The organism is Methylotuvimicrobium alcaliphilum 20Z (assembly GCF_000968535.2).
Lineage (GTDB): Bacteria > Pseudomonadota > Gammaproteobacteria > Methylococcales > Methylomonadaceae > Methylotuvimicrobium > Methylotuvimicrobium alcaliphilum.
Genome location: NC_016112.1, coordinates 2023792 through 2040231 on the forward strand (window position 1 = coordinate 2023792; position 16440 = coordinate 2040231).

Sequence of the window (16440 nt, forward strand, 5' to 3'; positions counted from 1 at the left end):
TTAGCTACTCAAAAACCATCATCCTCTCAAGTTTATGGAAAAATCGACGTAATTACATTATAGTTACGTTAAATTCAGGAGATAATGGGAGTGAAGTCAAATGACTCAGCTAGTACGAATAGGGAATTCTCAAGGCATAAGGATTCCTAAGCCTTTGATTAAACAAGCTCATTTGGAAGGAAAAGAGTTAAAATTACAATTGGTTAACGGTGGTCTCCTCATAACCCCGGAAAATGGTGTTAGAGAAGGATGGAAAGAAGCTATAGAACAAACAATTTCGGCTCAGGGGCATGAGTCTCTAGATGATGAATGGTTGGATTTCCCTCTCGACTCAGATGATGAACTGGACTGGTAATGATACACCGATTTGAAGTTTGGCTCGCTGACCTCAATCCCACAAAAGGAACAGAGATCAATAAAACACGCCCTTGCGTAATAATTTCTCCCAATGAAATGTCAGCTTTGTCTACGGTCCTTATGGCTCCAATGACTACTAAGGGTTTTGAGTTTCCTTGTCGTGTTCAGTGTAAGTTCAAAGGAAAAAGTGGTCTGATCCTGCTGGATCAAATTAGGGCAGTTGATAAATCAAGGCTTGTTAAAAATCTTGGGGCAGTGAGTGCAAAGACACAAAAAGAACTGTGTTCGTGCTTACAAGAAATGTTTGAGTATTAAATGTAGCTAACAATACAAATTCACTCGGACAAATTTACGCAACGTTTGTATTTCTGTTTCTCAAAATTTCGCAGGCATTGCTTCCCAACTGGTGCTCATTACTATATCTATAGGCATCGAGTTTGCGGGAGCGCTGCATCATGTGACCTTTCACGGCAACGCCCAAGAAAACATCTATCGGAACGATGTCGATCGGGAGCGGTTTTTGGTGTTGTTACAAGAAATACTGTTAATCGTTACTAATAGCATTTTGCCTAATTGGGTCCATTTAATCCAAGCTGGACCGTATGTCGGCAATGGTGATAAACAGCTTGTTTTCGGCATCTCTAAAAGTAGTGAATCCATACTTTTCGTAAAAATGCTTGGCTCCGTCTTTGGCGTCAACGATAACTATCGGAAACCCGACGGAATCGCTTGCTTGAAGCAGTTTTTTGAGTGCGTCAAGGAGCAACCATTCACCGTAGCCTTTTCCTTTGTAACGCTCGTCGACAGCCAATCGAGCAATCAATCCACCAGAGATTGATGATGGATGTTTTTTCTGAAGCTGTGAAGGTAAAGCTTTTAAATCGACGGGAGTCATCGTTAGCGTATAAAAGCCAACAATTTTGGATTCGCTGGCTTCGTCTTCGAGTATGAAAGTCCTTGTACTGTCTTTCTTGGCTTGTTGACTAGCCATGACTTTTAGGTAGTTGTTTAAAGGTTCAACACCGCAATTGAATCGGTTTCTATCGTGTCTTGCTTTGTTTAAAAGTACGGTTCTCATTATTGAGTTGTGTTCTCATAACGGGCAGCCGCTGCTTTTAAGTTACTGTTAGCCGTTGCAGGTTTATCAAGCGCATCCATAAGCAACATGGCATCATGCTCAGTTAGTTTAAGTGCTTTGTCTTGTTCAATAATTTGTTTGGCTTTTTCAACTGCCGCGCTAAGGACAAATGAGTTAATACTAGGCATGCCGGATATAGCCGCAGCTCTAGTGAGTAAATCCTGAGTATCAATATCCACCCGAGCGGTGATACGAGGTAATATAGTCGCCATTATGTTTCTCCTTTGTGCCAAAGTGGCACCTAGAAAATTATGTATGCAGTATTTAGTTGAGTCAAGCTATGTGTCTATTAGTGTTGGTTAGGGTGGGCTATATCTTATGCTTAATAGTCACTTTATGGCGCAATTACTGCATTGTTCGTCATATCGGCATGAAATGCCGATATTCAAGTTATATCAGTGCGAAGGTACGAATTGCCATCCACGGCACTGGATTTCTCCACAAATCCGTATGGAACGGATTTGCATTTACCCGAAGGGCTCCAGGCAGGATAGCCCGGAGTGAATCCCTGGCGGAATGACGCGTTATTTTCTTAATTTGGCGCTTATACCCGGCTAACCCCTTCTTCATGATCTTCATGGTGAAATGCTTTTTCTAGATTTATAGTTTCTATAACGAATTTTTCCACTTTTGACTGCTTTTCACTCCCCCAACCGACAAGGAATGATTCGGTTTTTTCTTCTATACGTCATTTAACTAATGAGTCATTTGACTGATTGTTCAAATGATTCCGTCAAAGAATAATCGACAACAGCCTTATTCGGCTGCGCCGGTATAAACCGGTGCATTTTTTGACTCTTTGGGGGAATGATCATGAAGACTGTTTACAAGCTAGGCAGCCACAAGCTAAAACACGGTTTTTTGACGTATCTGCTATTTGCGGCGTTATCGTTAAGCCATATACAGGAATCGCAGGCAGGAGCGACTTTTAAAATCGACGAAACTAAATGGTTGAGTCTCGGTGCCGGTTTAAGGACAAGTTTTACATCGGTAGAGTCGGTAGCGGACGGCAATTGGTCGAACGATTTTTTCGTCGATAACATGCGTTTGTATCTGAACGCGCAGATTCACGAATACATCAAGCTGGAAATCAACTCGGAATGTCAAACTTGTAACAATGGCGGTGAACTTCGTTTGTTAGATGCCATCGGTAAATTCGAATTTCATCCGATGGCGAATTTGTGGGTCGGGCGCATGCTGGTGCCGGCCGAACGTCGCGAAATGAACGGACCGTTTTACAGTGCCGTGCATAGCATTTATGTAACCGGCGACCGGATTAGCGGTACGCCGTTCGAGCCGGCCGATTTCAATACGACGATACGTAACGACGGAACATCTGCGGGTTCTTTCGGCCGTGACGACGGTGTGACGTTTTGGGGTTCTGTTTGGGATGGCCGCGTTCAATACGCGTTAGGTATTTTCCAAGGGTTAAGAGGCGGAGCGAACAAGGATGACAATCTGCTCTATGCGCAACGTTTGGCTTTTAACTTCTGGGAAGTCGAAAAAAATCCCGGTTACTACACATCGGGGACCTATTACGGTAAGGGGGGCGACATTCTGACCTTGGCGGTTTCTAATCAATATCAGGAAGATGGCGTTGGTGTCCTTGGTGATGCCGGTAATTTCAGGGGTACGGCGATCGATTTATTACTCGAAAAAGTATTGGGGAACGGCGGTGTCGTGACTCTGAACGGCGAATATAAGAATTACGGAATCAATGGTTTCAGTATGGATAGCCGGAAAGCAGGGGGCGGGTTTGCGATGTTCGAAGGAAATGCCTACGACGTGAGCGGTATGTATTTATTTCCGCAAACGATCGGTATCGGTCAATTTCAACCCTTCGTTCGTTATGTCAACGTCATGCCGAAAAATAGTCCGGATCGGAATATGTTCGAGGCCGGGGTGAATTATGTCATCGACGGACATAACGCACGAATCGGTTTAAGTTGGCAATACGGCGACTTGATGACTAAAGGGCTCAATTACAGGGACGATGCGACAGGCGACCAAGTCAATGCCTTCCTTCTTGGCTTTCAGTACCAAATCTAATTTCAATTTCATTGGGAATATACTATGAAGAAACTATCGAAAAATCTTAAATTATTGAGCATTGCGGCCGTTGTATCGTTTTTTTCGGTTACGGCTCCGGACGCTTCCGCCGAAGATACGATCAAGGTCGGCGTCTTACATTCGCTGTCCGGGACGATGGCGATTAGCGAAACCACGCTCAAAGATACGATGCTGATGCTGATCGAGGAGCAGAACAAAAAAGGCGGCTTGCTCGGCAAGAAACTCGAACCTGTCGTCGTCGACCCGGCCTCGAATTGGCCTCTGTTTGCCGAGAAAGCGCGCGAACTCTTGACCAAGGACAAGGTTGCGGCGATCTTCGGTTGCTGGACGTCGGTCTCGCGTAAATCGGTGTTGCCGGTCGTCGAGGAATTGAACGGCTTGTTGTTCTATCCGGTGCAATACGAAGGCGAGGAATCGTCGAAAAACGTGTTTTACACCGGTGCCGCGCCGAATCAGCAAGCGATTCCGGCCGTCGATTATCTGATGAGCGACTTCGGCGCCGAACGTTGGGTGTTGGCAGGGACCGACTATGTTTATCCTCGCACGACCAACAAAATTCTCGAAGCGTATCTGAAAGCCAAAGGCGTCGACGAAAAGGACATTATGATCAACTATACGCCGTTCGGTCACTCCGATTGGCAAAGTATCGTTTCTGACATCAAGAAATTGGCTCTATGTGAAATACAGTGGGTAATCAAATTTCAACTTTCCACATAGGAAGTAAATCATATTAATGAAATTGTTGATGTTGCGACAGCTCTGGCTCGCCGTTTAGCCAGCTGAATCTTACTATTGATGCCTTCAAGAATGCCGTTACTAATGAGTGATTCCACGAAATGCACAATTCCCGACCAATGTCCTCGAACTGTGTTGGCGAACTTGATAAACGCTGGAATTTTGGCTGCGTCCACCTCATCGCACCATTGCCTCAAAAAAGCCTCCGCTGTCGGTTTGTCGGGCATTTCCCAGAGATCATTGAATAGCACTTTTAAGCGGTAAGCTTCGCCCAGCGTGGGGTACAGTTGTATCAGTTCATCCAGCTCTTTTTCTTTTTTGTCGGATAGGTTTTCCCGGTTCTTTAGAAAAGTGTATTTGTGACCTTTCAGAGCATCATGCTCTTTGCGTTCGGCAATGCGCACCTGATTCATGGCCTCGTTCAATAATTTCACAACATGGAATCGGTCAAAGGTAATTTGTGCAGACGGGAATGATTCGGCAGCACCGGCAATAAATGACGGTGACAAATCCATGCTGATTTGCTCCACCTGTTCTTTATCAACACCTTTATCTTCAAGGTGTTGCTGAATACTTTGCAGCGTTGCCTTACCCTTACCTTCAGTGACATGAATTACGCGGGCTTCATCCAAATCAACGCCCAGCGTAACGTAATGATGGCCTTTTTTGGTCGAGGTTTCATCGACGCCCAGCTTGGTTATCGTGCTCGGATCATCGGCTGCTTTTGCCTTGCTAATCCAGTGATTAAAGATAGTCCAGATGCGCTGTGGATTGACCTTCAGTATCTCGGCGACTCGGTTGACCGGCATTTCCCGCTCAATCAAGCGTAGCGCTAAGGCTTCGTATAACAGGGTAAAACCACTGCCTGGCCGTGCCCAAGGAACGTCAACAGTACGGACTTTGCCATCGGTCGTGGTAATGCCGGCACCGCACAATGGAGGTAACAGGTGTGTTCAAAAAAGCTCAAATGTTGCCATAGCCGCTCTACGGTATCATGCACTGGACAGAGGTTATTCGCGTCGTCTAAGAAGCGCGAGCCAGTCACGAAATCGATATGCAGATGAAGTTCGCTACGGGCCAATTCATCTGTAGAAAAGGTCACAGCTTTGACCTGCCAAGGAGGTTGCAGGCCTAAAGCCATGCTGAATAAAGTTTCACTGTTCATGGCTATATTATTGCATTACCCACTACGAATCACATAGAGCCAAGAAATTCGGTTCGGCCGGGAAGAAAACGGCGGTCGTGTCGACGATCAACGGCGATGCCAACATTCCTTTCTATAAAGAATTGGGTAATCAGGGTGTTTCCGCCGAGGACATTCCGGTCGTCGCGTTCTCGGTCGGCGAAGAGGAGTTGTCTGGCATCGATACCAAACCGTTGGTCGGTCATCTAGCCGCTTGGAATTATTTCATGAGTGTCGATACGACCAAGAACGCTGCATTCATCAAACAATGGCATGAGTTCATCAAGAACCCGAAACGCGTAACCAACGATCCGATGGAAGCGCATTACATCGGTTTCAATATGTGGGTCAAGGCGGTCGAAAAGGCCGGTACAACAGATCCGGATGCAGTGCAAAAGGCGATCATCGGCGTCGAGGCTCCTAACTTGACCGGCGGTATTTCAAAAATGCTGCCGAATCATCACATCACCAAGCCGGTATTGATCGGCGAAATTCAGGAAGACGGGCAGTTCTTGACCGTTTGGCAAACCAATAAATTGGTTCCGGGCGATGCCTGGTCGGATTATCTGCCGGAGAGTAAGCCGATCATTGCCGATTGGACGCCACCTATTATGTGCGGCAACTTCAATACCGAAACAAAAAAATGTTCCGGGCAAAATTATTGACCGGGCAATATTGAAGTAGAGAGTAGGGTGCGAATTTAAGTTTGAGATTTCGCCCAAAATAACTTCCTCCCTGAAAAGGCTATGTTTTCGTTAATAGCTGTAGTTGTTCCGATAAGGATTGAGGCGCGGGGCGGGTTATTCAACCCGCTCCGAACGTTTGGATTTGCTTTGGGCATGGTCGAAATGTTAAGGACGTGGTTGCAAACCCCGTCCTGCATAGTGCCGAAATTTGATTAGCAAAGAGTATATACCCATCGCACTTCAAATTTCGGCATTGACGCATGGAGGCGCTGGGGTGTTCGGCAAAGGCTTTGACAGCAGGGATGCTGTCACAGAGCCTACATGGACGTATTCACGGCGTCCTTTGACGGACACCCCGGCGCCGAAATTTGACCAGCAAAGGGTATATATTCTTAATTGGTATCGCATACCGTTTGCAAAGTTACGCGGTGCGAGCCCTACGATTGATCATTCATTTTAGGAATTATTATGAAAGCGGATTCGTTCAAATGGCGGATGTCGTTGTTGGCTTTATTGATGCTATGCGTCCGGCCCGGTATTGCGTTGGATGAGTCGACCGCTGAAACGGCGGACAGTCAGGAAGTCTCGGAACAGCAAGCCGAAACGGTTCTCGATCCGTTTGCCGATGCGCTGGCGCGCTTAATTAGCGGTAGTATGAAGGAACGCGAGCAGGCAAGCGAGCAACTGAGCGTGACCGGACACTCCGAGGCTTTACCGATTCTGGAAGCCTTGTTGGACGGCCGCTTATATGCGTTACGCGATAAGCAAACGGCGGTTATCGCTACCGAAAGCGGACAAGGCTACCGGATTGCCGAGGCGTCGACCGGCAGCGACTTAGGTCTTGTCGAGCGCTCGGACTTGTCGAAAGTCAACATTACCAACAGTTTGCGCACCAAGCTACGCAAGAAAATATCTCTTCTTCAGTTGCAATCGGATGATGCTTCGGTCAGGCTCTCTGCGGTCAATGCGATGGTCAAGACTGCCGATGCAAAAACGCTGGAATTGTTGAAGGAGTACGAATCGACCGAATCAGACGAAGATGTGCTCTCTTCGATGCGTCTGATTTTTGCACTAAACGATCTACAAAATAGCGACAAATCGGTTCGTCTGGACGCGATGGATACCTTGAAGGAATACAATAGTCTCGAAGCCTATAACCGGCTGAGTGTTCTAGTCGAAAAGGATAGCGCCGGCAATTTCATCGAACAGGATGTCGAGGTAAGAAAAAAAGCCCAATCCGCGTTGAAAAAAATTGAAGCGAGATTGCAATTCTACAACAGTGTCGAAACGATGTTTTTCGGCCTGAGCCTCGGCGCAGTGTTGGTGCTGGCTGCGATCGGTTTGGCGATTACCTTCGGCGTGATGGGCGTAATCAACATGGCGCACGGCGAGTTGATGATGCTCGGCGCTTATACGACCTATGTGATGCAACAGATCATGCCAAATCATATCGGTCTGTCGGTGATTCTGGCGATTCCTGCGGCGTTTATGATTTCGGCTTTGGTCGGCGTCGCGATCGAACGCGGTATCATCCGGTTTTTATATGGGCGTCCGCTCGAAACCTTGCTGGCGACTTTCGGCATCAGTCTGTTTTTACAGCAAACGGTGCGTTCGATTTTTTCGCCGCTAAACCGTAGCGTCACGACGCCGGAATGGATGAGCGGTTCGTGGCAGATTAACGATTTTCTGTCCCTGACTTGGAATCGTTTTTACATCGTGCTGTTTTGTTTACTGGTGTTCGCGGCGCTATTGCAAATTCTTAAGAAGACACGGCTCGGCCTCGAAGTCAGAGCCGTTGCGCAAAACCGTAACATGGCCAAAGCGATGGGTATCCCGACCGCGCGGGTCGATGCGATGACCTTCGGGTTGGGCTCGGGCATCGCCGGTGTCGCGGGCGTCGCGTTGAGTCAGATCACCAATGTCGGACCGAATTTGGGTCAGAGTTATATCGTCGATTCGTTCATGGTCGTCGTATTCGGCGGTGTCGGCAATCTTTGGGGAACTTTGGTCGCCGGGTTCTCGCTCGGTATTGCTAACAAGATGCTTGAGCCGCATGCCGGCGCGGTGCTCGCGAAGATTTTGGTGTTGGTGTTCATTATTTTGTTTATTCAAAAACGTCCTCGCGGGTTGTTTCCGCAAAAAGGCCGAGCGGCGGAGGCATGAGCATGAAGAGTCTATTTTTCGGGAGTCTATTTTTCAGTAACGATAAGACGGCGAATGTCGTGCTGTTTTCGTTGATCGCGCTGATCGTACTGGTGCCGCTCTGCAATGCGATTTTTCCAAGCGCTTCGGCGCTGCATTTTTCCGCATATACCGTTTCTTTGCTCGGCAAGTATTTGACATTCGCTTTGCTGGGCTTATCGCTCGATCTAGTATGGGGGTATTGCGGCATCCTAGCGCTCGGTCATGGCGCTTTTTTCGCATTGGGCGGTTATGCGATGGGGATGTATTTGATGCGCCAAATTGGTGAGCGAGGCGTCTACGGCGATCCGGTTTTGCCCGATTTCATGGTGTTTTTAGACTGGAAAGAACTCCCGTGGTACTGGTACGGTTTCGATCAATTCTGGTTCGCGCTGCCGATGGTGTTTTTGGCACCGGGTGTGTTGGCGTTCGTGTTCGGTTGGCTCGCATTCCGTTCGCGGGTGACAGGCGTGTATTTGTCGATTATTACGCAGGCTTTGACTTATGCGTTGATGTTGGCGTTTTTTCGCAATGAAATGGGCTTCGGCGGTAACAACGGCCTGACCGATTTCAAGGACATTCTCGGTTTCAACATACAATCCGAAGCGGTCAGAGTGGCGCTATTCATGATTTCCGGACTTGCCTTAATCGGTGCATTTTTGCTGTCGAGATGGATTGCTTGTACCAAATTGGGTCGCGTCGTGACTGCGGTGCGCGATCATGAGGCGCGCGTGCGCTTTTTGGGCTATCGTGTCGAAATGTTCAAGCTATGGATATTCGTGTTTGCGGCGATGCTGGCCGGACTCGCCGGGGCGTTGTATGTGCCGCAGGTCGGCATTATCAACCCGAGCGAATTTTCGCCATTGAACTCATTGGAAATCGTCGTTTGGGTCGCGATCGGCGGGCGAGGTACGCTGTACGGCGCGATCATCGGCGCGATGCTGGTCAATTACGGTAAAACGGTGTTGACCGGTTTACTTCCGGAAATCTGGTTGTTTACATTGGGCGCGACTTTCGTCTTAGTAACGGTATTCATGCCGAATGGCTTGGCAGGCTTGTTGCTTAAGAAACGCGAGGAGATGCATACATGAACAAGCCGTTGATGGATCGTTACAAAACCTTCGATTTCGTTAGAAAGCCGGTCAAGCCTGGCGAACTCGACGTGTCGCACAAAACGATACTCTATTTTGAAGACGTCAGCGTCAGTTTCGACGGTTTCAAGGCCTTGAATAATCTGTCCTTATATATCGACAACGGCGAATTGCGTTGCCTGATCGGACCGAACGGAGCCGGCAAGACGACGCTGATGGATGTGATTACCGGCAAGACGAAACCCGATAGCGGTTCGGTATTTTTCGGTCAAACCATCGATTTGCTTGAAATGGATGAGCCTGCGATCGCTCAAGCCGGCATCTGCCGCAAGTTTCAAAAACCGAGCGTGTTCGAAAATTTGAGTGTGTTCGAAAATTTGGAATTGGCGATGAAGGCGGACAAGGGCGCCTGGCCGGCGCTGTTTGCAAGGCTGAAGGGCGAGCATCGCGATCGTATCGAAGAGGTGTTGACGACGATCGGTCTGACCGAACACTGCGCACAACTAGCCGGGATCTTGTCGCATGGACAAAAGCAATGGCTGGAGATCGGCATGTTGTTGATGCAGGAGCCGAAGGTAATGCTGGTCGACGAGCCGGTCGCCGGCATGACGCATCAGGAAATCGACCGCACCGCCGAATTGCTGCTGTCGTTGCAGGGCAAGCATTCGATTGTCGTGGTCGAACACGACATGGAATTCGTCCGCTCGATCGCACGCAAGGTCACGGTGTTGCATGAAGGTTCGGTATTGACTGAGGGCACGATGGACGAAGTACAAAACGACCCGCGCGTTATCCAAGTGTATCTGGGGGACTAATGCTGAACATTAATTCATTGAATCAATACTACCGCGAGAGCCATACGCTGTGGGATTTGCAATTGTCGGTGCCCGAAGGGAGTTGCGTCTGCCTGATGGGACGCAACGGCGTCGGTAAAACAACCTTGCTGAAATGTATCATGGGTTTGATTCCAGTGCGCAGCGGCGAAATGCTGTTCGACGGCGTCGATCTCGCACCGCTGAAACCCGAGCAACGCGCCGAACTCGGCATCGGTTTTGTGCCGCAAGGCCGTGAAATTTTTCCACTACTGACGGTCGAGGAAAACCTGAAAATCGGTTTGCGCGCGGCGCGTAGACACGGCATTAAAAAAGTGCCGGAGCATATTTTCGAGATATTCCCGGTTTTGAAGCAGATGTTAGGGCGACGCGGCGGCGATCTGTCCGGCGGCCAACAGCAGCAATTGGCGATCGGGCGGGCCTTGGTGCTCAATCCGAGATTGCTGATTCTGGACGAGCCGACAGAAGGCATACAGCCGAACATCGTTAGCGAAATCGGCGACGTGATCATTCGGCTTAATAAGGCAAAAGGCATTAAAACGCCGTTAGTCAAGGAGGCTGCCGAGGTTAAGAATGAGGTGCGTGAAGCGATCAAAATAATCAACCGCGAAATGGGTGTCACGGTTCTGCTGGTCGAACAAAAACTGCCGTTCGCGCGCAAGGTCGCCGATCGTTTCTGTATCCTGGAACGCGGACGCAGTGTTGCGTCGGGCGCGATGGACGAATTGGACGAAACGAAGGTCAAGCGTTATTTGACGGTGTGACGATGGTAAAAGCACATCGGCACGCATTGTGGTAGCGAAGTTTCAGATCGTGATTTCGGAGCCGGGAAGGTTGCTCTCTTTCCCACTCTCGGGCGCTCATCGTTATACACAAATATCGGTAAACTTGCTGAACAAAGGTCATCGTATACCCGGCAACGGTGCTGTTTGATAAATCTGCGGATATTGAACATCAGTGGCTTCGAAATCGCGACGAAGGCGTCGCTCCCAGTGCGCCCAGGAGGGCACAAAATCAGCAGGGTGTAAGTCCCTGTCGGCGTAAGCCATAACGTCGTAGCTGAAAGTAACTGCGTCACCGCGAGGTGGGGTGGAGAGCAACTGGAGGCAAAAGAGCAGTCCGCAGTAAAGCGAATCCGATTCGGCGGGGTAAGGCGGCGAGTCCCCTGGGAGTCGACGAAGCCTGAAAACCATCATTTACGTTGTTGTGGCAGATAAAACGATAAATGGGCCTACCTTGTGGTTGGGAGTGGAATGTTCAGAAGGTATTGTGAAGAAACTGGGGAGACCTGTTACGGAGGTGACCGTGGCAGGAGTCAGAACCCTTATATTACCGTAAGTCGAGGAAGCTCAAGGCAAGGCGAGGACAGTGTGGCACCGCTGGGAAACCAGGCGGAAACAGAGAAAACAAACACGAGCCTAAACCGAGAGGGGAAAAGATGGTAAAAGCCGGCTAGCAAAACCGGCCATAGGAAAGAAGGGTAGGAAGGTGGAAACGAGGTAGCGTTCGGTGTCACGGCCATTAAGCCAACCTCAGGTAAAAGGCTTAAAGAGGCTCAGCCGTTGAAGGGAGCCGAAGGTAACGAATCAAACCGAGTTTGCGGGCTGACGTGGTAACGCGGAGTAATGGGGTTCACCAATTAATAACACCATTGCTCACCAGCTTGTCCCGATGAGGAAACCACCGACTGGAGAGCCGTGTGCGGGAGAACCGCATGCACGGTTCGGAGGGAGGGGAGAGAAATCTTCCCTACCCCTATCAAGGGGGTAGGATGCTCTGCGGGAGCGATCCCCAGATCGCGATTTAGAAGTCGGGAACGTTGGGCGACAAAAAATGGTATCGAGGCCTCATTGGCTAAGATTGCAAAACGGTAATTTTTGACTTCTGGATAACGATGAGCGCTCCGGCATGGGAATGCAGATCTGGGGCGAGTAAATATGCCCCGATATGGGTTCCCACGGAGGACCGTGGGAACCAGAAAAAACTCTGCGCCCCAGCGCCTCTGCGCGAGATATACCCATCGTATATCAAAATTCGGCGCCGGGGTGTCCGTCAAAGGACGCCGTGAATACGTCCCTGTAGGCTCTGTGCCAGCTCCATGCTGGCAAAGCCTTTGTCGAACACCCCGGCGCCTCCTCGGGCATTGCCGAAATTTGAAGTGTGAAAGGTATAAAACAACTATCTTAAGGTGAAAATGATGATAAACAACAAACACACTGTTACGCTATTCGCTTCAATATTTCCACCAATTCCCAATTTGAGAAATTTCGCCGTATTCAGGATGCGGGGTATGCCTGTCGAGGAACGCCGTAAACCCATCCATGGGGGCTTGGCGGCGGCTCCCTGCCGCCGACATCCTCGCCAAGCACGCCCCGCACCCTTTTTTATCCTCAAATTGGGAATTGCTGCAATATTTCTATTGCCGATACCGGCATTCGCGCATCTCGGCATCGATGCCGATCATGGGTTCGGCGAAGGGTTTATTCATCCGTTTCTCGGCCCGGATCACCTGCTCGTGATGATTGCGGTCGGCCTGTGGGCTTTCGGTCTTGGCGGGCGGGCTCGTTGGCTGTTGCCCTTGATTTTCTTGTCCGCCATGGTCGCCGGGGCGGGTTTGGCATTCGCTGGTATTTCGGTGGCTTATCCCGAGCTCTGGGTGGTACTATCGGTGCTCGTGTCGGGTGTCATCGTGCTGCGCGATTGGCGATTTTCGTTGACGCAGGCTTGCTTCGTGGCGGCCCTGTTCGCATTGAGCCACGGCTACGTGCATGCATTGGAAATCGGTCCCGATGCGGACCGGACTCGTTATGCCTTGGGCTTTTTGCTTTCAACCGCATCGTTGCATGGCATCGGCTTGGCGACAGGTTTATTGAGTCCCGTGATTTTGAAATGGACCCGAGCCGCAGTCGCCGTCTCGTGCGCGGCGGTAGGTTTGACGCTATTGCTCGGTGCTTGAACCGATGTACAGCGACGGATGCGCGGCGACCGAAGCCGGGATCGATTCGCGCCAGGGCTGGCAGGCTGAGCTGCGACTCGGTTTTGCGAAGAACGAGAGCAGAACGGTATTGCGACACAGGGCTCACCGCGGCCCGTTGACGGTGCAGCGGCCTTTTTATCCGGAAGGCGATGTGTGTCATTTGTATTTGCTGCATCCGCCGGGCGGCGTCGTTGCCGGAGACCGGTTGACGATCGAAGTTAAAGCCGAACACGGCAGTCACGCCTTGATCACGACGCCGGCCGCCGGCAAGTTTTACCGAAGCGAAGGCGACTGCGCGTCACAGTCGGTCACGATGACGATCGAAGAGAATGCGGTCTTGGAATGGCTGCCGCAAGAAACGATCGTCTACGAAGGTGCGCGATTTACTTCCGAAACGACGATAAAGATCGATACCGGCTCGCGATTCATCGCATGGGAAGTCATCGTATTGGGCCGCCCCGCATCCGGCGAAGGTTTTGAATTGGGTGAAGCCTTGTTGAATTGGCGCATAGTCCTTGGAGACCAACCGATTTATTTGGAGCGTTTGCGATTGGACGCGCAAGCCTTCGCGGCACGTTGGGGCTTGAGCCGGCATTCGTCTTGCGGAACCTTGTTTGCTTATCCTGCTTCGGCAGAAGTTTTGGAGATCGTGCGAAACGTGATCGGCGAAGCACCTGGACGCGGCGTCACACGCATCGATGATTTGTTGATTTGCCGCGCATTGGATCATAGAGCCGATAAACTGCGCGATTTTTTCAACGAAGTCTGGACTTCGATTCGCGAGGCGACGGTAGGCCGCAAAGCTTGTATGCCGCGCATCTGGGCGACGTGAATACAAAATCCGATATCAAGGATAAATTATGCAATTGACACCACGCGAAAAAGACAAATTACTGCTTTTTACGGCCGCATTGTTGGCCGAACGGCGTAAGGACAGGGGCTTGAAGCTCAATTATCCGGAAGCGGTCGCCTATATTTCTGCCGCGATCATGGAAGGCGCCAGGGACGGGCGAACCGTCGCCGAATTGATGGAATACGGCAGAACGCTGCTGAATAAAGAAGACGTGATGGACGGCGTTTGCGAAATGCTGCCCGAAGTACAGGTCGAAGCGACTTTTCCGGATGGGACCAAACTGGTCACGGTCCATAATCCGATCGAATAGGAGATAACATGATTCCCGGTGAAATCATTACGGCCGACGGCGATCTTGAAATAAATGCCGGACGCGAGGCGATCCGGCTGCTGATCGCGAACAGCGGCGACCGTCCGATTCAGGTCGGCTCGCATTATCATTTTTTTGAGACCAATCCGGCCTTGAAATTCGATCGCGACAAGGCTCGCGGCTACCGGCTCGATATTCCGGCCGGTACAGCGGTGCGCTTCGAACCCGGTCAGCAACGCGAAGTGCAATTGGTGCCTTTTGCAGGCATGCGCAGAATTTACGGTTTTCGCCAGCAAATCATGGGCGCATTGGAGGACAGTCATGAGTAAATTGAGCCGTCGGGCTTATGCCGATATGTTCGGTCCGACTACCGGAGACCGCGTGCGTTTGGCCGATAGCGAATTGTTTCTCGAAGTCGAGAAAGACCTGACGATCTACGGCGACGAGGTCAAATTCGGCGGCGGCAAGGTGATTCGCGACGGCATGGGACAGAGTCAGGCCGGCTCGCAAACCGCGATGGATCTGGTGATTACGAATGCATTGATCGTCGATCATTGGGGCATCGTCAAGGCCGACGTCGGCATCAAAAATGGCCGTATCGCCGCGATCGGGAAGGCCGGTAATCCCGACGTGCAAGAAGGTGTCGACATCATCATCGGGCCCGGCACCGAGATCATTGCAGGGGAAGGGCAGATACTGACCGCCGGCGGCATCGACGCGCACATTCATTTCATTTGTCCGCAGCAGGTCGACGAAGCGCTGATGTCCGGCGTCACGACGATGCTCGGCGGCGGTACGGGGCCCGCGACCGGCACCAATGCGACGACTTGCACGCCGGGGCCGTGGAACATTCACCGCATGCTGCAGGCCTTGGACGGATTGCCGATGAATTTCGGTCTGCTCGGCAAGGGCAATGCGAGTCTTCCTGAAGCGCTCGAAGAACAAATCCGCGCCGGCGCGATGGGTTTGAAACTGCATGAGGACTGGGGCACGACGCCGGCCGCGATCGATTGTTGTTTGTCGGTGGCCGAGCGTTTCGACGTGCAGGTCGCGATCCATACCGATACCTTGAACGAGTCGGGTTTCGTCGAAGATACGATCGCCGCATTCAAGGGCCGGACGATTCATACTTACCATACCGAAGGCGCCGGCGGCGGCCACGCGCCGGATATCATCAAGGCCTGCGGTCAGGCCAATGTCCTACCGTCGTCGACCAATCCGACTCGGCCCTATACGATCAATACCGTCGACGAGCATCTGGACATGCTGATGGTTTGCCATCATCTCGATCCGGGCATACCCGAGGATGTCGCATTCGCCGAATCGCGCATCCGCCGCGAAACGATCGCGGCCGAGGATATTCTGCACGATCTCGGCGCGTTTTCAATGATTTCGTCCGATTCCCAGGCGATGGGGCGAGTTGGCGAAGTGATCACGCGGACCTGGCAGACCGCGCACAAAATGAAGGTGCAGCGCGGCAGTCTTCCGGGAGACAATGCGCGCCACGACAATTTTCGCATCAAGCGCTATATCGCCAAATACACGATCAATCCGGCAATCAGTCATGGTATCTCGCATGAGGTCGGTTCGGTCGAAGTCGGTAAATTAGCCGATCTGGTGCTCTGGCAGCCGGCTTTTTTCGGAGTCAAACCCAGTTTGATATTGAAAGGTGGTTTCATCGCTGCCGCGCCGATGGGCGATCCTAATGCGTCGATTCCGACGCCGCAGCCGGTTCATTACCGGCCAATGTTCGGTTCGTTCGGACAAGCTGCAGCGTCGACATCGATGATGTTTTTATCGCAAGCGGCTGTCGTCGCGGGGCTGGCCGATAATATTCGGCTCGGGAAGCGCATCGGCGTTACTCGCGGGACGCGTTCGGTCGGCAAGCATTCGATGATACATAATCATTATCAACCGGTCATCGAAGTCGACCCGCAAACCTACGTGGTTCGCGCCGATGGGGTGTTGCTTACCTGTGAGCCTGCGGACGTGTTGCCCTTCGCTCAACGTTATTTTCTATTTTGAG

The 16440-nt window shown here is 50.9% G+C and carries 14 protein-coding genes and 3 pseudogenes; 14 read left to right on the forward strand and 3 right to left on the reverse strand.

Annotated features, from left to right (window positions below; all coding sequences use genetic code 11):
- The first annotated feature begins 100 nt into the window (after nucleotides 1-100).
- Both MEALZ_RS08580 and MEALZ_RS08585 read left to right on the forward strand, forming a co-directional pair.
- Entirely contained in the window at nucleotides 101-355 is a 255-nt protein-coding gene (locus MEALZ_RS08580; protein ID WP_014148235.1) for an AbrB/MazE/SpoVT family DNA-binding domain-containing protein, read from the forward strand.
- Entirely contained in the window at nucleotides 355-672 is a 318-nt protein-coding gene (locus tag MEALZ_RS08585) for a type II toxin-antitoxin system PemK/MazF family toxin (RefSeq protein WP_046061066.1), read from the forward strand. The genes MEALZ_RS08580 and MEALZ_RS08585 overlap by 1 nt, the downstream gene beginning before the upstream one ends.
- Before the next feature lie 268 nt (nucleotides 673-940).
- On the opposite strand, the gene MEALZ_RS08590 is transcribed toward MEALZ_RS08585, so the two are convergent.
- Together MEALZ_RS08590 and MEALZ_RS08595 are read right to left on the reverse strand one after the other, a co-directional pair.
- Nucleotides 941-1348, reverse strand: coding sequence for a GNAT family N-acetyltransferase (locus MEALZ_RS08590; protein ID WP_456299096.1), 408 nt, complete (start codon nucleotides 1346-1348; stop codon nucleotides 941-943).
- Between the two features lie 86 nt (nucleotides 1349-1434).
- Nucleotides 1435-1707 (reverse strand): type II toxin-antitoxin system TacA family antitoxin, encoded by a 273-nt coding sequence (locus MEALZ_RS08595; RefSeq protein ID WP_014148237.1) that lies wholly within the window; start codon nucleotides 1705-1707, stop codon nucleotides 1435-1437.
- 601 nt (nucleotides 1708-2308) lie between these two features.
- Between MEALZ_RS08595 and MEALZ_RS08605 the strand changes: the two genes are divergently transcribed.
- Entirely contained in the window at nucleotides 2309-3544 is a 1236-nt protein-coding gene (locus MEALZ_RS08605; RefSeq protein WP_014148238.1) for a hypothetical protein, read from the forward strand.
- Nucleotides 3545-3568: 24 nt separating this feature from the next.
- Nucleotides 3569-4231 (forward strand): annotated as a pseudogene (locus tag MEALZ_RS08610) (transporter substrate-binding protein); the annotation flags it as partial.
- A gap of 6 nt (nucleotides 4232-4237) precedes the next feature.
- Here MEALZ_RS08610 and MEALZ_RS08615 read toward each other — a convergent pair.
- Nucleotides 4238-5465, reverse strand: a pseudogene (locus MEALZ_RS08615) (ISL3 family transposase).
- 41 nt (nucleotides 5466-5506) lie between these two features.
- On the opposite strand from MEALZ_RS08615, the pseudogene MEALZ_RS08620 reads away from it, so the two are divergent.
- The 10 genes and pseudogenes from MEALZ_RS08620 to ureC all read left to right on the forward strand — a co-directional run.
- Nucleotides 5507-6148, forward strand: a pseudogene (locus tag MEALZ_RS08620) (transporter substrate-binding protein); the annotation flags it as partial.
- A 489-nt stretch (nucleotides 6149-6637) separates the two neighbouring features.
- The gene (urtB, locus tag MEALZ_RS08625; RefSeq protein ID WP_014148243.1) at nucleotides 6638-8332 is read left to right on the forward strand and encodes an urea ABC transporter permease subunit UrtB; all 1695 of its coding nucleotides are present in this window, start codon (nucleotides 6638-6640) and stop codon (nucleotides 8330-8332) included.
- Nucleotides 8329-9441: an urea ABC transporter permease subunit UrtC gene (urtC, locus tag MEALZ_RS08630; RefSeq protein WP_014148244.1), complete on the forward strand. Its 1113-nt coding sequence runs from the start codon at nucleotides 8329-8331 to the stop codon at nucleotides 9439-9441. The genes urtB and urtC overlap by 4 nt, the downstream gene beginning before the upstream one ends.
- Nucleotides 9438-10256 (forward strand): urea ABC transporter ATP-binding protein UrtD, encoded by an 819-nt coding sequence (gene urtD, locus MEALZ_RS08635; RefSeq protein ID WP_014148245.1) that lies wholly within the window; start codon nucleotides 9438-9440, stop codon nucleotides 10254-10256. Before urtC ends, urtD begins: the two co-directional genes overlap by 4 nt.
- A complete protein-coding gene (locus MEALZ_RS08640; protein ID WP_014148246.1) occupies nucleotides 10256-11038 on the forward strand; it encodes an ABC transporter ATP-binding protein in 783 nt (260 codons plus the stop codon). The genes urtD and MEALZ_RS08640 overlap by 1 nt, the downstream gene beginning before the upstream one ends.
- A gap of 1526 nt (nucleotides 11039-12564) precedes the next feature.
- Nucleotides 12565-13230 (forward strand): HupE/UreJ family protein, encoded by a 666-nt coding sequence (locus tag MEALZ_RS08645; RefSeq protein ID WP_014148247.1) that lies wholly within the window; start codon nucleotides 12565-12567, stop codon nucleotides 13228-13230.
- Nucleotides 13231-13234: 4 nt separating this feature from the next.
- The gene (locus tag MEALZ_RS08650) at nucleotides 13235-14083 is read left to right on the forward strand and encodes an urease accessory protein UreD (RefSeq protein WP_014148248.1); all 849 of its coding nucleotides are present in this window, start codon (nucleotides 13235-13237) and stop codon (nucleotides 14081-14083) included.
- 28 nt (nucleotides 14084-14111) lie between these two features.
- Nucleotides 14112-14414 carry an urease subunit gamma gene (ureA, locus tag MEALZ_RS08655; protein ID WP_014148249.1) on the forward strand — a complete coding sequence of 101 codons (303 nt, stop codon included), beginning with the start codon at nucleotides 14112-14114 and terminating at the stop codon, nucleotides 14412-14414.
- Between the two features lie 8 nt (nucleotides 14415-14422).
- Entirely contained in the window at nucleotides 14423-14743 is a 321-nt protein-coding gene (locus MEALZ_RS08660; protein ID WP_014148250.1) for an urease subunit beta, read from the forward strand.
- Entirely contained in the window at nucleotides 14736-16439 is a 1704-nt protein-coding gene (gene ureC, locus MEALZ_RS08665) for an urease subunit alpha (RefSeq protein WP_014148251.1), read from the forward strand. Before MEALZ_RS08660 ends, ureC begins: the two co-directional genes overlap by 8 nt.
- Nucleotide 16440: the final 1 nt, after the last annotated feature.

Bases quoted from the DNA above. Each gene is read 5' to 3' on its own strand.
- MEALZ_RS08580 (WP_014148235.1), top strand. From the start codon at position 101: ATGACTCAGCTAGTACGAATAGGGAATTCTCAAGGCATAAGGATTCCT.
- MEALZ_RS08585 (WP_046061066.1), top strand. From the start codon at position 355: ATGATACACCGATTTGAAGTTTGGCTCGCTGACCTCAATCCCACAAAA.
- MEALZ_RS08590 (WP_456299096.1), bottom strand. From the start codon at position 1,348: ATGGCTAGTCAACAAGCCAAGAAAGACAGTACAAGGACTTTCATACTC.
- MEALZ_RS08595 (WP_014148237.1), bottom strand. From the start codon at position 1,707: ATGGCGACTATATTACCTCGTATCACCGCTCGGGTGGATATTGATACT.
- MEALZ_RS08605 (WP_014148238.1), top strand. From the start codon at position 2,309: ATGAAGACTGTTTACAAGCTAGGCAGCCACAAGCTAAAACACGGTTTT.
- urtB (WP_014148243.1), top strand. From the start codon at position 6,638: ATGAAAGCGGATTCGTTCAAATGGCGGATGTCGTTGTTGGCTTTATTG.
- urtC (WP_014148244.1), top strand. From the start codon at position 8,329: ATGAGCATGAAGAGTCTATTTTTCGGGAGTCTATTTTTCAGTAACGAT.
- urtD (WP_014148245.1), top strand. From the start codon at position 9,438: ATGAACAAGCCGTTGATGGATCGTTACAAAACCTTCGATTTCGTTAGA.
- MEALZ_RS08640 (WP_014148246.1), top strand. From the start codon at position 10,256: ATGCTGAACATTAATTCATTGAATCAATACTACCGCGAGAGCCATACG.
- MEALZ_RS08645 (WP_014148247.1), top strand. From the start codon at position 12,565: ATGCCTGTCGAGGAACGCCGTAAACCCATCCATGGGGGCTTGGCGGCG.
- MEALZ_RS08650 (WP_014148248.1), top strand. From the start codon at position 13,235: ATGTACAGCGACGGATGCGCGGCGACCGAAGCCGGGATCGATTCGCGC.
- ureA (WP_014148249.1), top strand. From the start codon at position 14,112: ATGCAATTGACACCACGCGAAAAAGACAAATTACTGCTTTTTACGGCC.
- MEALZ_RS08660 (WP_014148250.1), top strand. From the start codon at position 14,423: ATGATTCCCGGTGAAATCATTACGGCCGACGGCGATCTTGAAATAAAT.
- ureC (WP_014148251.1), top strand. From the start codon at position 14,736: ATGAGTAAATTGAGCCGTCGGGCTTATGCCGATATGTTCGGTCCGACT.